The 14,528-nt window shown below is 72.0% G+C and carries 15 protein-coding genes; 4 read left to right on the plus strand and 11 right to left on the minus strand.

Annotation, left to right across the window (positions count from 1 at the left end; all coding sequences use genetic code 11):
- The first annotated feature begins 104 nt into the window (after positions 1 to 104).
- The 3 genes from HCC61_RS16730 to HCC61_RS16740 all read left to right on the plus strand — a co-directional run bounded on the left by HCC61_RS16730 (position 105) and on the right by HCC61_RS16740 (position 2,998).
- The gene (locus tag HCC61_RS16730; RefSeq protein ID WP_169136249.1) at positions 105 to 1,349 is read left to right on the plus strand and encodes a polyprenyl synthetase family protein; all 1,245 of its coding nucleotides are present in this window, start codon (positions 105 to 107) and stop codon (positions 1,347 to 1,349) included.
- Complete coding sequence (locus HCC61_RS16735) at positions 1,346 to 2,311, plus strand: UbiA family prenyltransferase (RefSeq protein ID WP_169136250.1); 966 nt, start codon at positions 1,346 to 1,348, stop codon at positions 2,309 to 2,311. Before HCC61_RS16730 ends, HCC61_RS16735 begins: the two co-directional genes overlap by 4 nt.
- A gap of 267 nt (positions 2,312 to 2,578) precedes the next feature.
- A complete protein-coding gene (locus HCC61_RS16740; RefSeq protein ID WP_169136251.1) occupies positions 2,579 to 2,998 on the plus strand; it encodes a PPOX class F420-dependent oxidoreductase in 420 nt (139 codons plus the stop codon).
- A gap of 109 nt (positions 2,999 to 3,107) precedes the next feature.
- On the opposite strand, the gene HCC61_RS16745 is transcribed toward HCC61_RS16740, so the two are convergent.
- Together HCC61_RS16745 and HCC61_RS16750 are read right to left on the minus strand one after the other, a co-directional pair.
- Positions 3,108 to 3,305: a ferredoxin gene (locus tag HCC61_RS16745; RefSeq protein WP_169136252.1), complete on the minus strand. Its 198-nt coding sequence runs from the start codon at positions 3,303 to 3,305 to the stop codon at positions 3,108 to 3,110.
- 89 nt (positions 3,306 to 3,394) lie between these two features.
- Complete coding sequence (locus tag HCC61_RS16750; protein ID WP_169136253.1) at positions 3,395 to 4,600, minus strand: cytochrome P450; 1,206 nt, start codon at positions 4,598 to 4,600, stop codon at positions 3,395 to 3,397.
- Between the two features lie 134 nt (positions 4,601 to 4,734).
- On the opposite strand from HCC61_RS16750, the gene HCC61_RS31235 reads away from it, so the two are divergent.
- A complete protein-coding gene (locus HCC61_RS31235) occupies positions 4,735 to 5,736 on the plus strand; it encodes a TetR/AcrR family transcriptional regulator (RefSeq protein WP_169136254.1) in 1,002 nt (333 codons plus the stop codon).
- A gap of 10 nt (positions 5,737 to 5,746) precedes the next feature.
- Here the strand turns inward: HCC61_RS31235 and HCC61_RS16760 are convergent, their stop codons facing one another.
- From HCC61_RS16760 to HCC61_RS16800, 9 genes are all read right to left on the minus strand, one after another.
- On the minus strand, positions 5,747 to 6,544 hold the full coding sequence (locus tag HCC61_RS16760; protein ID WP_169136255.1) for an IclR family transcriptional regulator: 798 nt from the start codon (positions 6,542 to 6,544) through the stop codon (positions 5,747 to 5,749).
- A gap of 48 nt (positions 6,545 to 6,592) precedes the next feature.
- Positions 6,593 to 7,582 carry an ABC transporter substrate-binding protein gene (locus tag HCC61_RS16765; protein ID WP_346777237.1) on the minus strand — a complete coding sequence of 330 codons (990 nt, stop codon included), beginning with the start codon at positions 7,580 to 7,582 and terminating at the stop codon, positions 6,593 to 6,595.
- Positions 7,583 to 7,593: 11 nt separating this feature from the next.
- The gene (locus HCC61_RS16770) at positions 7,594 to 8,295 is read right to left on the minus strand and encodes a class II aldolase/adducin family protein (protein WP_169136256.1); all 702 of its coding nucleotides are present in this window, start codon (positions 8,293 to 8,295) and stop codon (positions 7,594 to 7,596) included.
- 97 nt (positions 8,296 to 8,392) lie between these two features.
- Positions 8,393 to 9,949 carry an SLC13 family permease gene (locus tag HCC61_RS16775; protein ID WP_169136257.1) on the minus strand — a complete coding sequence of 519 codons (1,557 nt, stop codon included), beginning with the start codon at positions 9,947 to 9,949 and terminating at the stop codon, positions 8,393 to 8,395.
- 298 nt (positions 9,950 to 10,247) lie between these two features.
- On the minus strand, positions 10,248 to 11,063 hold the full coding sequence (locus tag HCC61_RS16780; RefSeq protein ID WP_346777238.1) for a class II aldolase/adducin family protein: 816 nt from the start codon (positions 11,061 to 11,063) through the stop codon (positions 10,248 to 10,250).
- Positions 11,060 to 11,926, minus strand: a complete 867-nt coding sequence (hcaB, locus tag HCC61_RS16785) for a 3-(cis-5,6-dihydroxycyclohexa-1,3-dien-1-yl)propanoate dehydrogenase (protein ID WP_169136258.1) — start codon at positions 11,924 to 11,926, stop codon at positions 11,060 to 11,062. The genes HCC61_RS16780 and hcaB overlap by 4 nt, the downstream gene beginning before the upstream one ends.
- Positions 11,923 to 12,288: a hypothetical protein gene (locus HCC61_RS16790; protein ID WP_206322589.1), complete on the minus strand. Its 366-nt coding sequence runs from the start codon at positions 12,286 to 12,288 to the stop codon at positions 11,923 to 11,925. The genes hcaB and HCC61_RS16790 overlap by 4 nt, the downstream gene beginning before the upstream one ends.
- On the minus strand, positions 12,285 to 12,998 hold the full coding sequence (locus tag HCC61_RS16795; RefSeq protein WP_169136259.1) for a 3-phenylpropionate/cinnamic acid dioxygenase subunit beta: 714 nt from the start codon (positions 12,996 to 12,998) through the stop codon (positions 12,285 to 12,287). The genes HCC61_RS16790 and HCC61_RS16795 overlap by 4 nt, the downstream gene beginning before the upstream one ends.
- On the minus strand, positions 12,995 to 14,383 hold the full coding sequence (locus HCC61_RS16800) for a Rieske 2Fe-2S domain-containing protein (RefSeq protein WP_169136260.1): 1,389 nt from the start codon (positions 14,381 to 14,383) through the stop codon (positions 12,995 to 12,997). Before HCC61_RS16800 ends, HCC61_RS16795 begins: the two co-directional genes overlap by 4 nt.
- Positions 14,384 to 14,528: the final 145 nt, after the last annotated feature.

Below are 14,528 nucleotides of genomic sequence, written 5' to 3' on the forward strand. Positions count from 1 at the left end.
GCCGCGCGCCAGGCCCCGGTACGGATCGCCGCAACGTTGCACATCCACACGTAGCAGCTGCCAGGAGCACCACCCCCGAGGTTCTTCAGGAAGGCGCGACGACCATGCTCGACGAAGGACAGGACACCCCGGACATACCGCCGCCGACCGGGCATTGCGGCGAATCCGGCCGCACCCGGCGGCCGGAGACCCCGGCCGGGCCACCCGGCTCCGGCTCCGGCACCGGCTCCCGAAGTGGGACCGGGCCGCGCGACGCCGCGCGGAGAAGCCTTGAGGAGTGGCTGGATCCGCGCCACGGCGACCCGCTGCACGAACAGCACGGCTGGGCCCTGCTGCCGCCCGGCAAGCTGCTGCGGCCCGTGCTGGTGCTGGAGTCGGCGGCGGCCGTCGGCGGGCGGCCCGAGCAAGTCGAGCCCGTGGCCGCGGGGTTCGAGCTGATGCACGCCGGCAGCCTCGTGCACGACGACATCATCGACGGTGACGAGGTGCGGCGCGGGCGCGCGGCGACGCACTGCCGCTACGGCGTCGAGCGGGCGATCGTCGGCGCCGACGCCCTCTTCTTCGCGGTGTTCGAGACGCTGGGGGAGTGCCGTCTGCGCGGCGTCCCCGACCGGCTGATCGCCGACGCGACCGCCGTCATCGCCGAGGCCGGGCTGGCCATCACCCGCGGCGCCACACTGGAGCTGGACCTGAGCGGCAGGCTCCACGACGACACCGAGGCGTATCTGGAGATGGCCCGGCTGAAGACGGCGGCACTGCTGCGTGCGGCATGCCGCACGGGGGCCGTACTGGCCGGCGGAACCGCCGAACAGACCGACGCGCTCACGGAGTTCGGGGAGACGCTCGGCATCGCCTTCCAGATACAGGACGATCTGCTGCCGTACGCGGAGCCCGCCGGGTCGGGTCCTGCACCGTCCGCCGGGCCTGCCCGGTCCGCCGAGCCCGCCGGGTCGGCACCGTACGCCGGGCCCGCTGAGCCCGCCGGGTCCGCCGGGCCGGCCCCGTCCCGCCCGGCCGCCCGTTCCGTCACCGCGGGCAAGTCCCGCACCAGCGACCTGCGCAACGGCCGCCCCGTGCTGCCGCTGCTCCTCGCCCACCGGCACGGCAGCGACGCCGACCGCGCCCTGCTCGCCCGGCTGCTCGACGGCGGTGCGGACGAGGAGCTGCGCCAGGAGCGCCTGCACGAACTCCTCGAATCCACCGGCGCGTTGACGGCCGCACGGCACACGGCGGACACCTATCTGGACCGCTGCCGCAAGGCCCTCGAAGTGCTGCCGCCCAGCCCGCACCGGCGACGGCTGGCCGCGCTGGCCGACCAGTTCGACGGCCCGGGGGTGGACGCCCGATGACGACGACCACCACCGATGCCAAGGAGGCGGCGAGACCCGGGGCGGGCGGTGCGGGGAGCGGGGGCCGTGCGGCGGCCGCCGTCCGCACCGCACGCCGGCTGCCCCGCCTGCTGTGGCGCGAGATCTTCATCAGCTACCGCTTCAACAGCAACGACCTGTGGTCGACCGTCGTACCCGCCTCCTGCTTCGTCACCGCAGCCCTCGTGCACGCACGGCCCGCCCCGTACGAGACTGCGTTATCGCTCGCCGGTGCCGTCGTCTACTTCTGGCTCTTCATCTACGGCTCCAGCCTCATCAACCAGATCACCGGCGTGGAGGAGGACCGCCTCAACAAGCCCTTCCGGCCGCTCGTCACCGGCGACAGCAGCCTGCGCGGTGCGAAGCGCCGTCTCGCCGCCGTCCACGTCCTCTTCCCCGCGGCCGGACTCCTGCTGGGGGTCGTGGAGTGGGCGCTGCTGTGGCAGCTGCTGTTCATGCTCCACTACGCGTGGGGAGGGCACCGTCACTGGCTGGCCAAGAACCTCCTCATAGCGCTGGGCGTCGTCTCCCAACTCGCCCCCGCCTGGCAGATGGTCACGCCCGTCACCACCGCCGTGTGGCACTGGATACTCACCATGTCCGCGATGACGTTCCTGATCATCGGCGTACAGGATCTACGGGACGTCGAGGGCGACCGGGCGCTGGACCGGCGCACCATGCCGATCGTCCTCGGCGACCTTCCGTCCCGTGTCTACTTCGCCGTCACCTTCGTCGCGCTGCTGCCGGTGACGCACTACGTGATGGTGGCGCCGGCCGGATTCCACTGGTGGACCGTGGCCATAGACGGCGTACTGGCGTCGCTGAGCCTGCTGTTGGCCGCCCGCGTGCTGCTGCTGCGCACGCCCGCGCAGGACCACGGCACGCAGCGGGTGGTGGAGTGGTGGTACACGTTCGTGCTCGCCACGGCCGTCGTGCTGCTGTGAGGGCGCGGCGGGAAGGCGGGCGGAACGTGCGCGGTGCGCGGCATGCCCGCGGGTGCCTGAGCGGCGCCCCGCCGGGTACGCGCCTGCCCGGGTGTCGGCGGGCTTCCGGGTGCGCGTCACGCGGGTACGCAACACCCGTAACGTACGGGCCCCGTCGTCCGCGGGACCCGTGCGTGATCCGTCGCGTACGACCGCGGCAGCAGGCAGCAGGCAGCAGGCAGCAGGCAGCAGGCAGCAGCAAGCGATACACGGCGAGGAGAGCCACGTATGTCGAAACCCCCGCTTCCCGGCGACGCAGTGGAGATGCTGAAGAAGGCCAACCCGGCCGTCGTCACGACCTTGCGGCGGGACGGCCAGCCCGTGTCCACCGCGACCTGGTACCTGTGGGACGAGGACCGCGTCCTGGTCAACATGGACGACGGCCGCAAGCGGCTGGAGCACATGCGCAACGACCCGCGCGTCACGCTCACCGTGCTCGACGAGGAGAACTGGTACACGCACATCAGCCTCATCGGGCGGGTCGTCGAACTCCGCGCCGACGAGGGCCTGTCCGACATCGACCGGCTCGCCCGGCACTATCTGGGCAAGCAGTATCCGCAGCGGGACCGCAGCCGGACCAGCGCCTGGATCGAGGTCGAGCGCTGGCACGGCTGGGGAGCGCTGAAGGACAGCAGCCAGTCGGGCTGACCCGGCACCCGGGCCGACGGCGGTACGGGCGGCCGTCGGCCCGGCCGGGCGGCCGGGCGCACGCCAAGGGCACGCCGCGCACTGCCGCGGCGTGCCCTTGGCGTCCCGCTCACTCCTCCGTGAGCGAGAGCGCCTGGCTGGGGCAGACGTCCACGGCCTCCCGCACGCCCGTCAGTTCGGGCTCTCCGGGCTGCTCGGACAGTACGACGACGGTGCCCTCCACCTCGTCCTGGTCGAAGACCGCGGGCTCGCTGAGCACGCACTGGCCGGCTCCGACACAGCGAGTGGTGTCCGCGACGATGCGCATCCGTCCCTCTCCTCCCCGTTCTCCTGCTTCTGCCTCCGCCGCCGGCCGGTCTGCCGTTGCGGGGTCTGCGTGGTCTGCGTGTGTCCCCGTCACCAGGTGACCGGCAGCTCGTACAGCCCGTAGATGTTGCTGTCGTCCTTGAAGGGCAGCTCTTCCGCGGGCGTGGCGAGACGGAGGTCCGGAATCCTGCGGAAGAGCGTCCCGAAGACCATCTGGAGCTCCATGCGGGCCAGGTTCTGGCCGAGACACTGATGTGCACCGTATCCGAACGCGACGTGGTGCCGGTCGCCGCGGGTGAGATCGAGCTCGTCGGGCCGTGGATAGACGCCGGGGTCGTGGTTGGCGGAGTTGCCGAGGCCGAGCACCCCCTCGCCCTCGCGTATCAGAACCCCGCCGATCTCCACGTCCGCGGTCGCCACCCGGGCGGTGACGAGGTCGACGATGCTGAAGTAGCGCAGCAGCTCCTCGACGGCGACCGGAATCGACTCCGGCTGCTCGTCGAGCCTGGCCCGCTCGCCGGGGTGTTCGAGGAGCGCGAGCGTGCCGAGCGAGATCATGTTCGCCGTCGTCTCGTGGCCGGCGATGAGCAGCAGCACCGCGAGGCTCACCAGGTCCGTGTGGTCGCCGAGGCCCGTCTCGCGCTGCTTGAGCACCTGCCTGCCCAGCAGGTCGTCCGTCGGGTCCTGCTCCTTCGCGGTGACCAACTCGTCGAGGTACGCGCGGAGTTCGTCGCGCGCCTGCTCCCGCCTGGGCACCGGCTCCGTACGGCGCAGCAGCAGCGACGAACGCGCCTGGAAGAACTCGTGATCGGCGTACGGAACGCCCAGCAGCTCGCAGATGACCAGCGACGGCACCGGCAGCGACAGCGCCCGCACGAGGTCGGCGGGGCGCGGCCCGGCCAGCATGGCGTCCACGTGCTCGTCCACGATCTCCTGGATGCGCGGCCGCAGCGCCTCCATCCTCCGCACGGTGAACTCGCCGACGACCATGCGTCGTGCGGGCCCGTGCTCCGGCGGGTCCATCGAGATCAGCGTCTTGCGGAAACGCGCCGCCAGCTGCTGCTGGCCCTCGGTGAACGCCGGGAACCCCGGGTTCGTACGGTCGGAGCTGAAGCGCGGATCGGCGAGCATCGCGCGGACGTCCTCGTGCCGGGTCAGCGCCCAGGCGGTGCCGCCGCCGGGCATGGTGACGCGGGAGACGGGCGCTTCCTCGCGCATCCGCTCGTACTCCGCCGGTGGAGAGAAGGGGCAGGTGCGCTGTGCGGGGAGTGTCACCGTGGGCCGACCGCTCGTCATGGGACTCCGATCCGTGGCGTTGGTTCCGGTGGTGGATCTTCAACGACGCGTCTCTCACCGTAGGTTAAGTGGATGAAATTCGTCCACATCGCCAGGGTGAAAGAATCGGCCAACTTCCTTTGAAAGGCGGGGACATGAGCGGGGAGACGGAAGCAGACGCCGGCGGCGTGCGTACCGGTACGGCGACCGGTACGGCCTCCGGTTCGGCCTCCGGTTCGGCGACCCGTGCCGCGTCCGGCAAGGGCGCGGTGCCCGGCAGGGGCGCCGCGTCCGCGGAGGCGCCGCTGCGGGCCGACGCGCTCCGCAACCGCCGGAAGATCCTCGCCGCCGCCAAGGAGACCTTCGCCGCCCGCGGGCCGCACATACCGATGGAGGACGTGGCCCGGCGGGCGGGGGTCGGGGTCGCCACGCTCTACCGCCGCTTCCCCGACCGGGAGTCGCTGATCCGCGCCGTCGCCCAGGACACGTTCGCGCGGGTGCTGGAGGAGTCGCGTGCGGCCGTCGCCGAGGAGCCCGGAGCGTGGCAGGCGCTCGTACGGATGCTGCGCAGCTCCCGGGAGTTGCAGCTGAGCGTGCAGCTGGCCGTCGAGTCGAGTCTCGCCCGGGGCGTCATCAAGAACGACCCGGGGACGGGACGCTTCCGCGACGAACTGCTCGACGTGCTCGACCAGGTCGTACGGGCCGCCCAGGACGAGGGGACCCTGCGCCCGGACGTCGAGGGCGGCGACGTCGCCGCGCTGCTCTCGCTCTTGCTGCGCCGCCGGGTGGTACCGGCGGAGGACGCGGGCGGTCAGGCGGACGAGGACGCGGGTGGTCGGGCCGGGCAGGACGGCGGTGGTTCCGGTGGCGGTCCGGGAGGCGGTTCCGGCGGTGGTTCCGGTGGCGGTTCCGGCGGCGGTGAGGACTGCGGCCCGTCCGGCGACGCCGCGGACGTCGTCTCGGAGCGCGCGCTCGGCCTGATGCTCGACGGCCTGCGTGCACGTCCCGGGAACACGCCCCTGCCCGGAGAGCCGCTGTCCGTAAGCGACTTCGAGGCGCGGACCGCCCGCGCCTCCGACGGCCTGGAACGCCGTACGTCGGCGGAGCGCCGGGCCGCCAAGGAGCGTTCCGGCCAGTCCGGGCCGCGCACGGGTTGACCCGGGCCGCTCACGGCATGATCTTCGAGGCCCGGTCGACGGTGGTGCGCAGCAGTTCCCCTATGCGCTTGACGTCGGTGCGGCTGACCCTCCCCAGCGGGACCGCGGTGTTGAACGCCAGTGGCATGGACGGCACTTCGCCGGGGAAGGCCACCGCCACGGACGAGACGCCCTCCTCGCTCTCCTCGGAACTCGTCGCGTACCCGCGGCGCCGGATCACCGCGATCTCCTTCTCCAGATCGCTGCGGCTGCGCACCGAGTGCTCGGTGAGGCCCGGGAGTTCCTCTTCCGGGTAGAGCAGGTGGAGCTGTGCGGTGGAGAGCGTCGTGAGCATGGCCTTGCCCGTCGACGTGCAGTGGGCCGGCATCGAGCGGCCCAGGCGCGAGGCGACGCGCACGGCACGCGGACTCTCGACGGCGTCGATGAAGCGCACGGTCGCACCGTCCAGCACCCCGAGGTGAACGGTCTCGCCCGTCTCCTGGTTGAGCTCTTCCAGGAACGGCCGCAACTGCTGCCGTACGTCGAAGCGCTGGAGGATCGAGAAGGCGACGCCCGTGAGCGCCGAACCCGGCACATAGGCCTTCGAGCGGGCGTCCTGCCGGATGAAGCCGCGGTACTGGAGCATCGCGAGCAGCCGGTGCGCCGTCGACGAGGCGACCCCCAGGTACTTCGCCACCTCCGTGAGCCGCAGCTCGCTGCGCTCGCCCAGGAGCAGCAGGATCTGCATGGCGTTGTCGACCGACTCGATGGGGTACTGCGGCCGGGATCTCGAGGGGGACCCGGGATCCGGAGCCGGAGATTTCTTCATAGCAGAAACCCTAATCGACGGGGTTCGGGGGCCGCGGAGGGGCGATCGTCAGACCACCACCTCCGCCAGCGTCTCGGGGGCGAACAGCTCCTCGGCGTCGTAGCGGCGTGCGGCCAGCCCCTGTTCGTACGAGTAGCGCAGGAAGGTCTCCAGGGTCGTGCGGTTCGGCTCGAATCCGTAGGGCCACCAGTCGTCGCCCAGTGCCGCGCGGGTCCGCTCGGCCTCGGCCCACAGCCAGGGCAGCGCGTAGCGCAGCGCCGCGGTCTCGCCGATGCCGGCCAGGCCCTCGTCCTTGGCGCGGCCGCAGGCCTTGACCAGTTCGCGTGCCAGCCACCTGTGCTGCTCGTATACGTCGCGGCGGATCACCAGCGTGTGCATGATCGGGAAGATGCCGGTGCGCTCGTGGTAGCGGCGCTCGACGCCCTCCGGGTCGGGGAAGAGACGGCGGATGCCGCCGTGCCCCGGCTCGTTGAAGGGGCCGGGGTTGCGTGCGCTGTGCACGGCGTCGAGCGAGCCGTCCAGCAGCATCCGCGACAGGGTCTCCTCGGGGCCTATGGGCAGCACCTCCACGTCGGGCGGCAGGCGCAGTCCGAGCTTCTCGACGCGGCCGGGGGCGTCGAGGCCGCCGGTGCGGTAGCGCACCGACGTGACGCCGAGGCCGTGGTGCTCGGCGAGGATTCCGCGCACCCAGACCGCCGCGGTGATCTGGTACTCGGGCACGCCGACGGTGCCGCCCGCGAGCTGCGCCGGGTCGGTCACGGGCGAGTCCTCGCGTACGTACACCGCGCTGTGCCGGAAGGCGCGGGACGGGAAGACGGGCACGGCGACGAAGGGCGAGCCCTCCGCCAGGGTCAGCACATACGTCGACAGGGACATCTCCGCGATGTCGAACTCGCGGAACTTGAGCATCCTGAAGAACGTCTCCTCGACCGGCAGATCGAGGAAGTTCAGCTCCGCGCCGCCGACGGTCACCCTGCCCGAACGCAGCGGCTCCATACGGTCGTACGACTGGCAGGCCATGGTGAAGACAGGTGCCACGCCGCCCCCCCTCAGCGCTCGCCGGCGCCCGGCAGGCGCCGCACCAGGTGGTCCCAGACGGCCGAGACCGCCCGGTCGTGGTAGATGTGCTCGCGCTTCGACAGCGACTCCTCCGGCGGCGACCACGACGGTTCTCCTCCCGCCGCGGCGGTCAACAGCTGCTGTGCGCAGGCCCGTTCGAGCAGTACGGCGGCGACGGTCGCCTGCTGGAGCGTCGGGCCGACGGCGACGATGCCGTGGTTGACGAGGAAGACCGCACGCGCGTCGCCGAGGGTGCGCGCGACGGAGCGCCCGAGGGCGGGCGTGAGCACGAGGTCGGCGGTCTCCGTGAAGGCCGGGACCTCCGGCGGCACGAAGTAGTTGGCGGCGTGGCTGACCGGCCGCAGCGGCTGCCCGGCGGCGGCGAGCGCGACGGCGTGCGGCGGATGCGTGTGCACGACGCCGCCGACGTCCGGCCGCGCCGCCATGATCTCGGTGTGGATGGGGTATTCGCTGTGCGCGACGCCGCTGCCGTCGAGCACCTTCCCCTCGGGGGAGACGAGGTGCACGCGCTCGGCGGTGACCTCGTCCAGGCCCCACTCCGCGGACTTGATCCACACACCGCGCCCGCCCGGGTCCCGCGCCGAGGAGTGGCCCCAGATGAGGTCGTCGTGGCCCGCCTGCGCGAGGATGCGCGAGGAGGCGGCGACGAGTTCGCGGACGTCGTTGCTCATACGGGGGTCCTTCCGGCGGATCGCGGATTCGCGGTGACCGCGGGGGTTCGCGGTGACCGCGGTGTTCTCGGGGGCGCGATCATCGTGGCGCGTTCGCTCAATGCGCGCTCGGCAGCGTGAAGAGGAGCCAGGTGAGCGGCGGTGCGGTGACCGCCATGGCCAGGCCCCAGACGAGCATCACGCGGAAGAGCTGGGGCCGTTCGTGCTCGGGCGCGTTGGCGAGGGTGAGCGCCCCGACGGACGAGAAGGGCGTGGAGTCCACGACGGTCGCGGATATCGCCAGCGCGGTGATCACGGCCGTGACGCCGATTTCGCCCTGTACGAGGAACGGCACGGCGAGCGGTATCAGCACGCCGAGCAGCCCCGCGCTGGAGGCGAACGCGGAGGTGACCGCCGCGACCAGGCAGAGCAGCAGCGCCGTCAGCAGCGGGGCGCCCAGATCCGCGATGCCCTTGCCGATCACCTCGACCGTGCCGTAACGCTGAAGAGCCTCGACGAGCGTGACGACGCCGCAGATCAGCAGCACGACGGACCAGACGATGCGCTTGTCGGCCTGCTCGAACCGGCCGGGGAAGACCACGTGCAGCAACACCGCGGCCACGAGGGCGAGGAAGCCGATCTCGACGTCGAACACCAGGGCGCCGACGGCCACTCCCACGACGGCGACGAGGGTGATCACCTGGTCCGCACGCAGGGCCGTGGCGGATGGGGCCGGTGCGTGAGGCGGCGTGGCCGCGGACGGCGGCGCGGTCGCGGCTGTGGGTGTCGCTGTGGCCGGGGCCGTGGCGGTGCCCGGCGCGGTCCCCGCCGGCGGGGGCGGAGACGCGTCCGGGGTCGTGGCGCCGGCGATGTCGCCGGTGGCGGCCGTGACGTCCGCGCTCCTCCCGGCCGCGTGTGTGCCCGCATCCGCACCCGCACCCATACCGGCACCCGCACCCGCACTCGTACCCGCGCCCGCGCCCGCGAGCGCCGCGCCCTCGGGCACCGGCGCGGAGACCGCGCTGCCGCCGTCCGCCGCCGCGACCGTGACCGCACCCTTGCGGTGCGTACGCCACAGGGGCCGGCCGCCGAAGCAGAGGTAGATGATGACGGCGAGGCCGATGTTGTAGGCGGCGTTGCCGAAGAAGAGCTCGCCGCCCGAGAGCCGGAGCCCGTTGGCCTCGGCGGCCTTGCGGACGATGATGGTGAGCCCGTTGAGGGGCGAGAAGTTGCCCAGGCACGAGCCGTGCATCACCATCAGCGCGGACATCCGCCTGTCGATGCCGTACCGCGCTCCGAGCCGCAGGCACAGCGGCGCGAGCATGGCCACCCCGGCGGGACCCAGCGCACCGGCCGTTGTCGGTACGGCGGAGAAGACGAAGATCAGCCAGGGCACGAGCAGCGGCCGGTCGCCCAGCAGCCGTACGGCCCGGTCGATGAGCCACTCGATCGTGCCGTTGGCGGAGGCGAGCCCGAAGAGATAGGTCACGCCCACGAGCAGTACGAACAGATCGGGCGGGAAGCCGGAGAGGATCTTGTCCAGGCTCTCGTGCACCGCCAGCGTTCCGATGAGGAACGTGGCGACGAGCGCCAGCGCGCCGATGTTGACCGGACGCAGCGTGCCGACGATGAAGACGATCGCGAGCGTCGCGACTCCGATGACGTGGATGGACATGCCGCTTCCTCCGGCCTCGTGCTGGGCCGCCGGCGTGGTGCCCGTCCGGACGGAGTGCCCGTACGGGCGGACGCGAGCCGGGCCATGTCATTGCTGTGTCATTGCCGTCTCAGTGAGGGGACCACCGAGGGGACTCGTTGAGAAGACTCATCGAGAAGACTCATCGAGCGGGCTCATCGAGCGGACTCACGGGGCGTTCAACGAGCGGACTGGATCTGACTTTTCTGCATCGCAGAAGCACCCTCTTCACTGCGCTCGTGCCATGTCAAGCCCCGTGCAGCCGCCGGACCGGAATCATTCATTCCGCCAGTCGTGCAAGCTCGTGCCGCCATGCCGTAGCGGTGTTGAACGCCCCGCCCAGATCCGGCAGTTCGGCCATGTCGCGCTCCGGGAGATCGCGCAGCACGCCGCCCGCGCCCACGACGCGGAGAGAGAGCCGTGCGATGCGGTCGACGCTGACCGCCTGGAGAACGGCCTCCTCCACGCTCGCCGCCGCGCTGGTCAGTCCGTGTGCGCGCAGCAGCACGACGGGACGGTCCCCCATGGCCGAGACCATCTCCGCGGCCAGGCTCCGGTCCCGTATCAGCACTCCCCGGGGATATACGGGCACCCCGCCCGCGGCGAGACGCGCCCCCGGGATGTCGAAGGCGCCTACGACGGGACGGATGGCGATGCCGGCGAGGTCGGCCGCGACGACCTCGGGCGGATGGGCGTGGCAGACGGCGACGGCATCGGGCCGGGTGCGCAACACCTCGGTGTGCAGGGGCAGTTCGTTCGGCGGGCGGTAGCCTCCCGCCAGCTCCTGCGGCGTTCCCGGCCGCCCGTCGAGGTCGACGAGCCGGATGTCGGCGGCGGTCGTGTACGCGAGGCCTCTCTCCTCCGGGCCGCGGCACCGCAGCAGCAGGCGGCGTTCGTCGACGCGGAGAGCGATGTGCCCGAGGATCCCGTCCGCCAGGCCGCGCGCGGCCAGTACGCGGCAGGCTCCGGCCACCGTGGAGCGCAGCGGGGAGAGTTCACGGCTCGGCGGCGGCGCGGTGGACGGCGGCGACTCCGCCTCGGGCGCCTCCTCCTGTGGACTCCGCGGGGGCCGCTCGGGCGGCAGCGCTGCGCTCACGCCTTCACCCCGGCTCCGCCGTCGCTGTGCACCACGCCCCCGGTGATCCCGCGGGAGCGGTCGGAGGCGAGGAACACATAGCCCCACGCGTGGTCCTCGCCCGACAGCGCCACCCGCAGCGGCACCCTGTCCGCGATCTCCGCGGCACGGCCGGGGGCGTCGCCCAGGCTGTGGGCGCCCAGCCCGAGACTGTCGAGCCCGCGCAGATCGGTGCCGACGGTGCCGCCCGGTGCGACGCCGTTCACCCTTACGTCCGGGGCGAGTTCGTGCGCGAGGGAGGTCACCAGCCCGCGTACGGCGAACTTGGACGACACGTACAGCAGCCCGCCGCGCCCGGGACGGTACGAGGAGGCCGACTCGGTCAGCACCACCGCGCCCGGCGCGGGGCCCTCGCGCAACGCCGGCAGCGCGGCCTTCACCGAGTGGATGTGGGACTTGACGTTGACCGCGAACATCTCGTCGAAGGCGTCGTCGACGCTCCCTGCGTCCAGGTCCGCCAGCCCCCGGTAGAAGTCGAAGACGCCCACGCAGTTGACCAGGACGTCCAGGCCGCCGAAGGCGGACACGGCCGCAGCGACCGCCTCCTCGTTCGCCTCCCGCGTCGTGGCGTCCGCGGTGACCACCGGCAGCCCCGGGATGCGGTCGGTGAGCCGCGCGCACTTCTCCGCGTCCCGCTCCAGCACGGCCACCCGCGCGCCCTCGCCGTGGAACGCGTCGAGCACGGCGCGGCCGATGCCGGAGCCCGCGCCGACGACGAGCGCGCGCTTTCCGGCCAGCCATCCGGTGCCCGCGGGCGCGCCTGTGTCCGGGGCCGTGTCCGGAGCCGTGTCCGGAGCTGTGTCCGGGGCGCCCGTGCCCGTCATGTCTCTCCTTCCGGGGCCCGGCGGCCGTCGTCATGCGTGCCGACCGTGCCGTCCGTACCGACCGTGCCGTCCGTATGGCCGACGCCGCCCGCGTCGTCGACGCCGTCCGTATCGTCGGTGCCGTCCCCGTCGTACGGGAAGAGCGGTGCCGAGGGATTCCCGAGCATCCGCGAGAACGTCTCCGCGTTCTGCCAGGTCAGCGCCTCGACTTCTAGCGGGCACAGGGTGATCCGATGGCCCGACTTGGGCGATTCGACCAGCAGCCGCGAGCCGTTGCGGGTCTCGATGCGGCAGACGCGGACCTCGGCGAACTCGTTGCCGAGCACGATCGGTTCGCCCCGCTCCTCCGGCCGCGCCGTCACAGGAAGACCGCCAGATTCTGGGTGCGCAGCACCGAGTCGTCGGCCAGGACCGTGCGCCGGGCCAGCAGCCACCCCTCGCCGCCGGGCGCGCGGCGCAGCAGGTCCTCGCGTCCCGCGGAGATCACCGCGGGCTCCCGTACGTCGCCGCGGCTGCGGTAGAGCAACAGGGCTGAGTCGACGACGAGATGGGCGGGATCGGCGGTCGCGAAAGTACGGACGTTGCCGACGTGGTGCCGCAGCCGGGACGGCGGATCCTCGGTCCACGCGTGCTCGGTGGCGAACCGGGCCACCCGCCGCGACAGCGAGTACTTGTTCTCGTCGAAGTGGGCCATGCCGGGCGAGGAGTCGTAGCCCGCGCCGCGGGCCGTGGTGACGCGCACCGGCATGATGTAGTGCACGTCCTCGGTCAGCAGCGCCAGCCAGTCCTCGTAGCGCTGGGCGTCGAGCGTGTACGCCTCCTCGACGAGCCAGTGGTGGGCCTGGAGGTGGCGTTCGTCGGAGAACGGCAGGGACCGCCCGGTCCGCTGGAGCGTGGAGGCGTGGCCGCCGAGCGGCGAATCGGCGCTGTACGAGCGGCAGTTGCGGCCGTCGCTGCCCTCGGTGCCGGTGCCGCCGTCGCCGCCATTGCTCTCCGTGCCCGGGCCCGGGCCTGGGTCCGGGCCGGAACCGGTGCCCGAGCGCGTGCCGTCGTGCGTGTCCCGTGCCGTCATCGGGCCACCGCCTCGCCTCCGGCGGGGTGGCTGACCTGGACCTGGCGCACCGGCACGGGCGGCGTCTCCAGGTGGTCGGCCCAGCGGTCGAGCAGATGGCGCTGGTTGTACTCGCCGTACCCCACATACGCCTCGCCCGGCCCGGAGAACTGCTCCGCCGTCAGCGGCGGCACCACGTGGCCGCCGTCCTCCAGCAGCCCCATCCGGCTGTTGAGCAGCAGCCGCCTGGCCATGGAGCCCGCGGCGGTGCTGGTCAGCGAGACCCAGTTCTCCACGTCGTCCTGCTCGAACATCCCGGTGCTGCCGAAGCACATCAGATACGCCTTGTACGACAGCGCCTTGTACTCCTCCGGCGCCTCCGCGTCGACGGCGAACCACGACAGCACCTCGGTCTCGTCCGGCCCCACGGGCTGCCAGGTGCGCAGCGAGATGAACGGCAGCACGTCCTCGGAGTCCTCCACCCGCGGCCAGTTGTGCACGAGGCTCAGGTTGGGGAAGACGGAGGCCGCGGAGATCAGGAAGCCGTCGCGGCCGATCAGACCGAGCTGCTCGTCCGACCAGCTGCGCTTCATCCGCTCGATCATGGCGTCGGGATAGCCGACGTAGCGCAGCCTCTCCTCGAGCGTGCCGGGCGGCAGCTTGTACGTGGTGCCGCCGCCGTTGCCCGCCCAGTACGTGCAGCCGTCCTTGCGCTTCTCCGCCTTGGGCTCGCGGAAGAGCCCGATCTCGACCACGCTCGTATGGGTGTGCGGCGTGTGGTACATGTCGCCGGCGAAGTTCTCCGCGCCGATCTTCCAGTTGGCCTTGATCCGCCAGCGCTGGGGGCCGCGGAGCTCGATGCCGCTCTCCGACTGCCGCGTGTAGTAGTCCAGATAGAAGGCGAAGTCGCCCAAGTGGTCCCGGAGCGGCGGTGCTTCGGGATCGAGGCTGATGAAGACCAGGCCGTTGTACGTGCCGAGGGACGGGGCCGGGAGCAGCGTCTGTCCCTTCTTGCGGAAGCCGGCCTCGCCGCCGTAGGCGTCCCGGTGGAAGGGCAGGCCCACGAGCCGTCCGTCGTTGCGGTACGACCAGCCGTGGTAAGGGCAGCGGAAGTGCGTGGCGTTGCCCATCTCGGCCCGGCACACCTGCATGCCGCGGTGCAGGCACATGTTGAACAGCGCCCGCACCGTGCCGTCCTCGCCGCGCGAGACGATGAACGAGTCGTCCATCACGCGGCGCACCACGTAGTCGCCGGGGTGCGGGATCTCCGACTCGTGCGCGACGAACACCCAGGCACGGCTGAAGAGCCGCTGCCGTTCGAGCCGGTGGATCTCCTCGTCGTTGTAGATGTGCGCCGGGATCATTCCCCGCCGTACGTCCGCGAAGAGGGTGGCCAGGTCGGTCATGGTGGCTTCACGCTCCAACCGCCGCGGAATGCCGCCGCTGCTGTCTCTGCTTTGCAGAATCGCTCTCCGAAAAGGAGAATCTCCGCCGCCGTGCGGGACTGTCAACCCCGACGGTCCCGTTGACCCCCTTCGATGCCCGGAGCTA

Source organism: Streptomyces sp. HNM0575 (assembly GCF_012726265.1).
In the GTDB taxonomy this organism is placed as follows: Bacteria; Actinomycetota; Actinomycetes; order Streptomycetales; family Streptomycetaceae; genus Streptomyces.

Coding starts and splice junctions, on each gene's coding strand:
- HCC61_RS16730 (WP_169136249.1), top strand. CDS start 105: ATGCTCGACGAAGGACAGGACACCCCGGACATACCGCCGCCGACCGGG.
- HCC61_RS16735 (WP_169136250.1), top strand. CDS start 1,346: ATGACGACGACCACCACCGATGCCAAGGAGGCGGCGAGACCCGGGGCG.
- HCC61_RS16740 (WP_169136251.1), top strand. CDS start 2,579: ATGTCGAAACCCCCGCTTCCCGGCGACGCAGTGGAGATGCTGAAGAAG.
- HCC61_RS16745 (WP_169136252.1), bottom strand. CDS start 3,305: ATGCGCATCGTCGCGGACACCACTCGCTGTGTCGGAGCCGGCCAGTGC.
- HCC61_RS16750 (WP_169136253.1), bottom strand. CDS start 4,600: ATGACGAGCGGTCGGCCCACGGTGACACTCCCCGCACAGCGCACCTGC.
- HCC61_RS31235 (WP_169136254.1), top strand. CDS start 4,735: ATGAGCGGGGAGACGGAAGCAGACGCCGGCGGCGTGCGTACCGGTACG.
- HCC61_RS16760 (WP_169136255.1), bottom strand. CDS start 6,544: ATGAAGAAATCTCCGGCTCCGGATCCCGGGTCCCCCTCGAGATCCCGG.
- HCC61_RS16770 (WP_169136256.1), bottom strand. CDS start 8,295: ATGAGCAACGACGTCCGCGAACTCGTCGCCGCCTCCTCGCGCATCCTC.
- HCC61_RS16775 (WP_169136257.1), bottom strand. CDS start 9,949: ATGTCCATCCACGTCATCGGAGTCGCGACGCTCGCGATCGTCTTCATC.
- hcaB (WP_169136258.1), bottom strand. CDS start 11,926: ATGACGGGCACGGGCGCCCCGGACACAGCTCCGGACACGGCTCCGGAC.
- HCC61_RS16795 (WP_169136259.1), bottom strand. CDS start 12,998: ATGACGGCACGGGACACGCACGACGGCACGCGCTCGGGCACCGGTTCC.
- HCC61_RS16800 (WP_169136260.1), bottom strand. CDS start 14,383: ATGACCGACCTGGCCACCCTCTTCGCGGACGTACGGCGGGGAATGATC.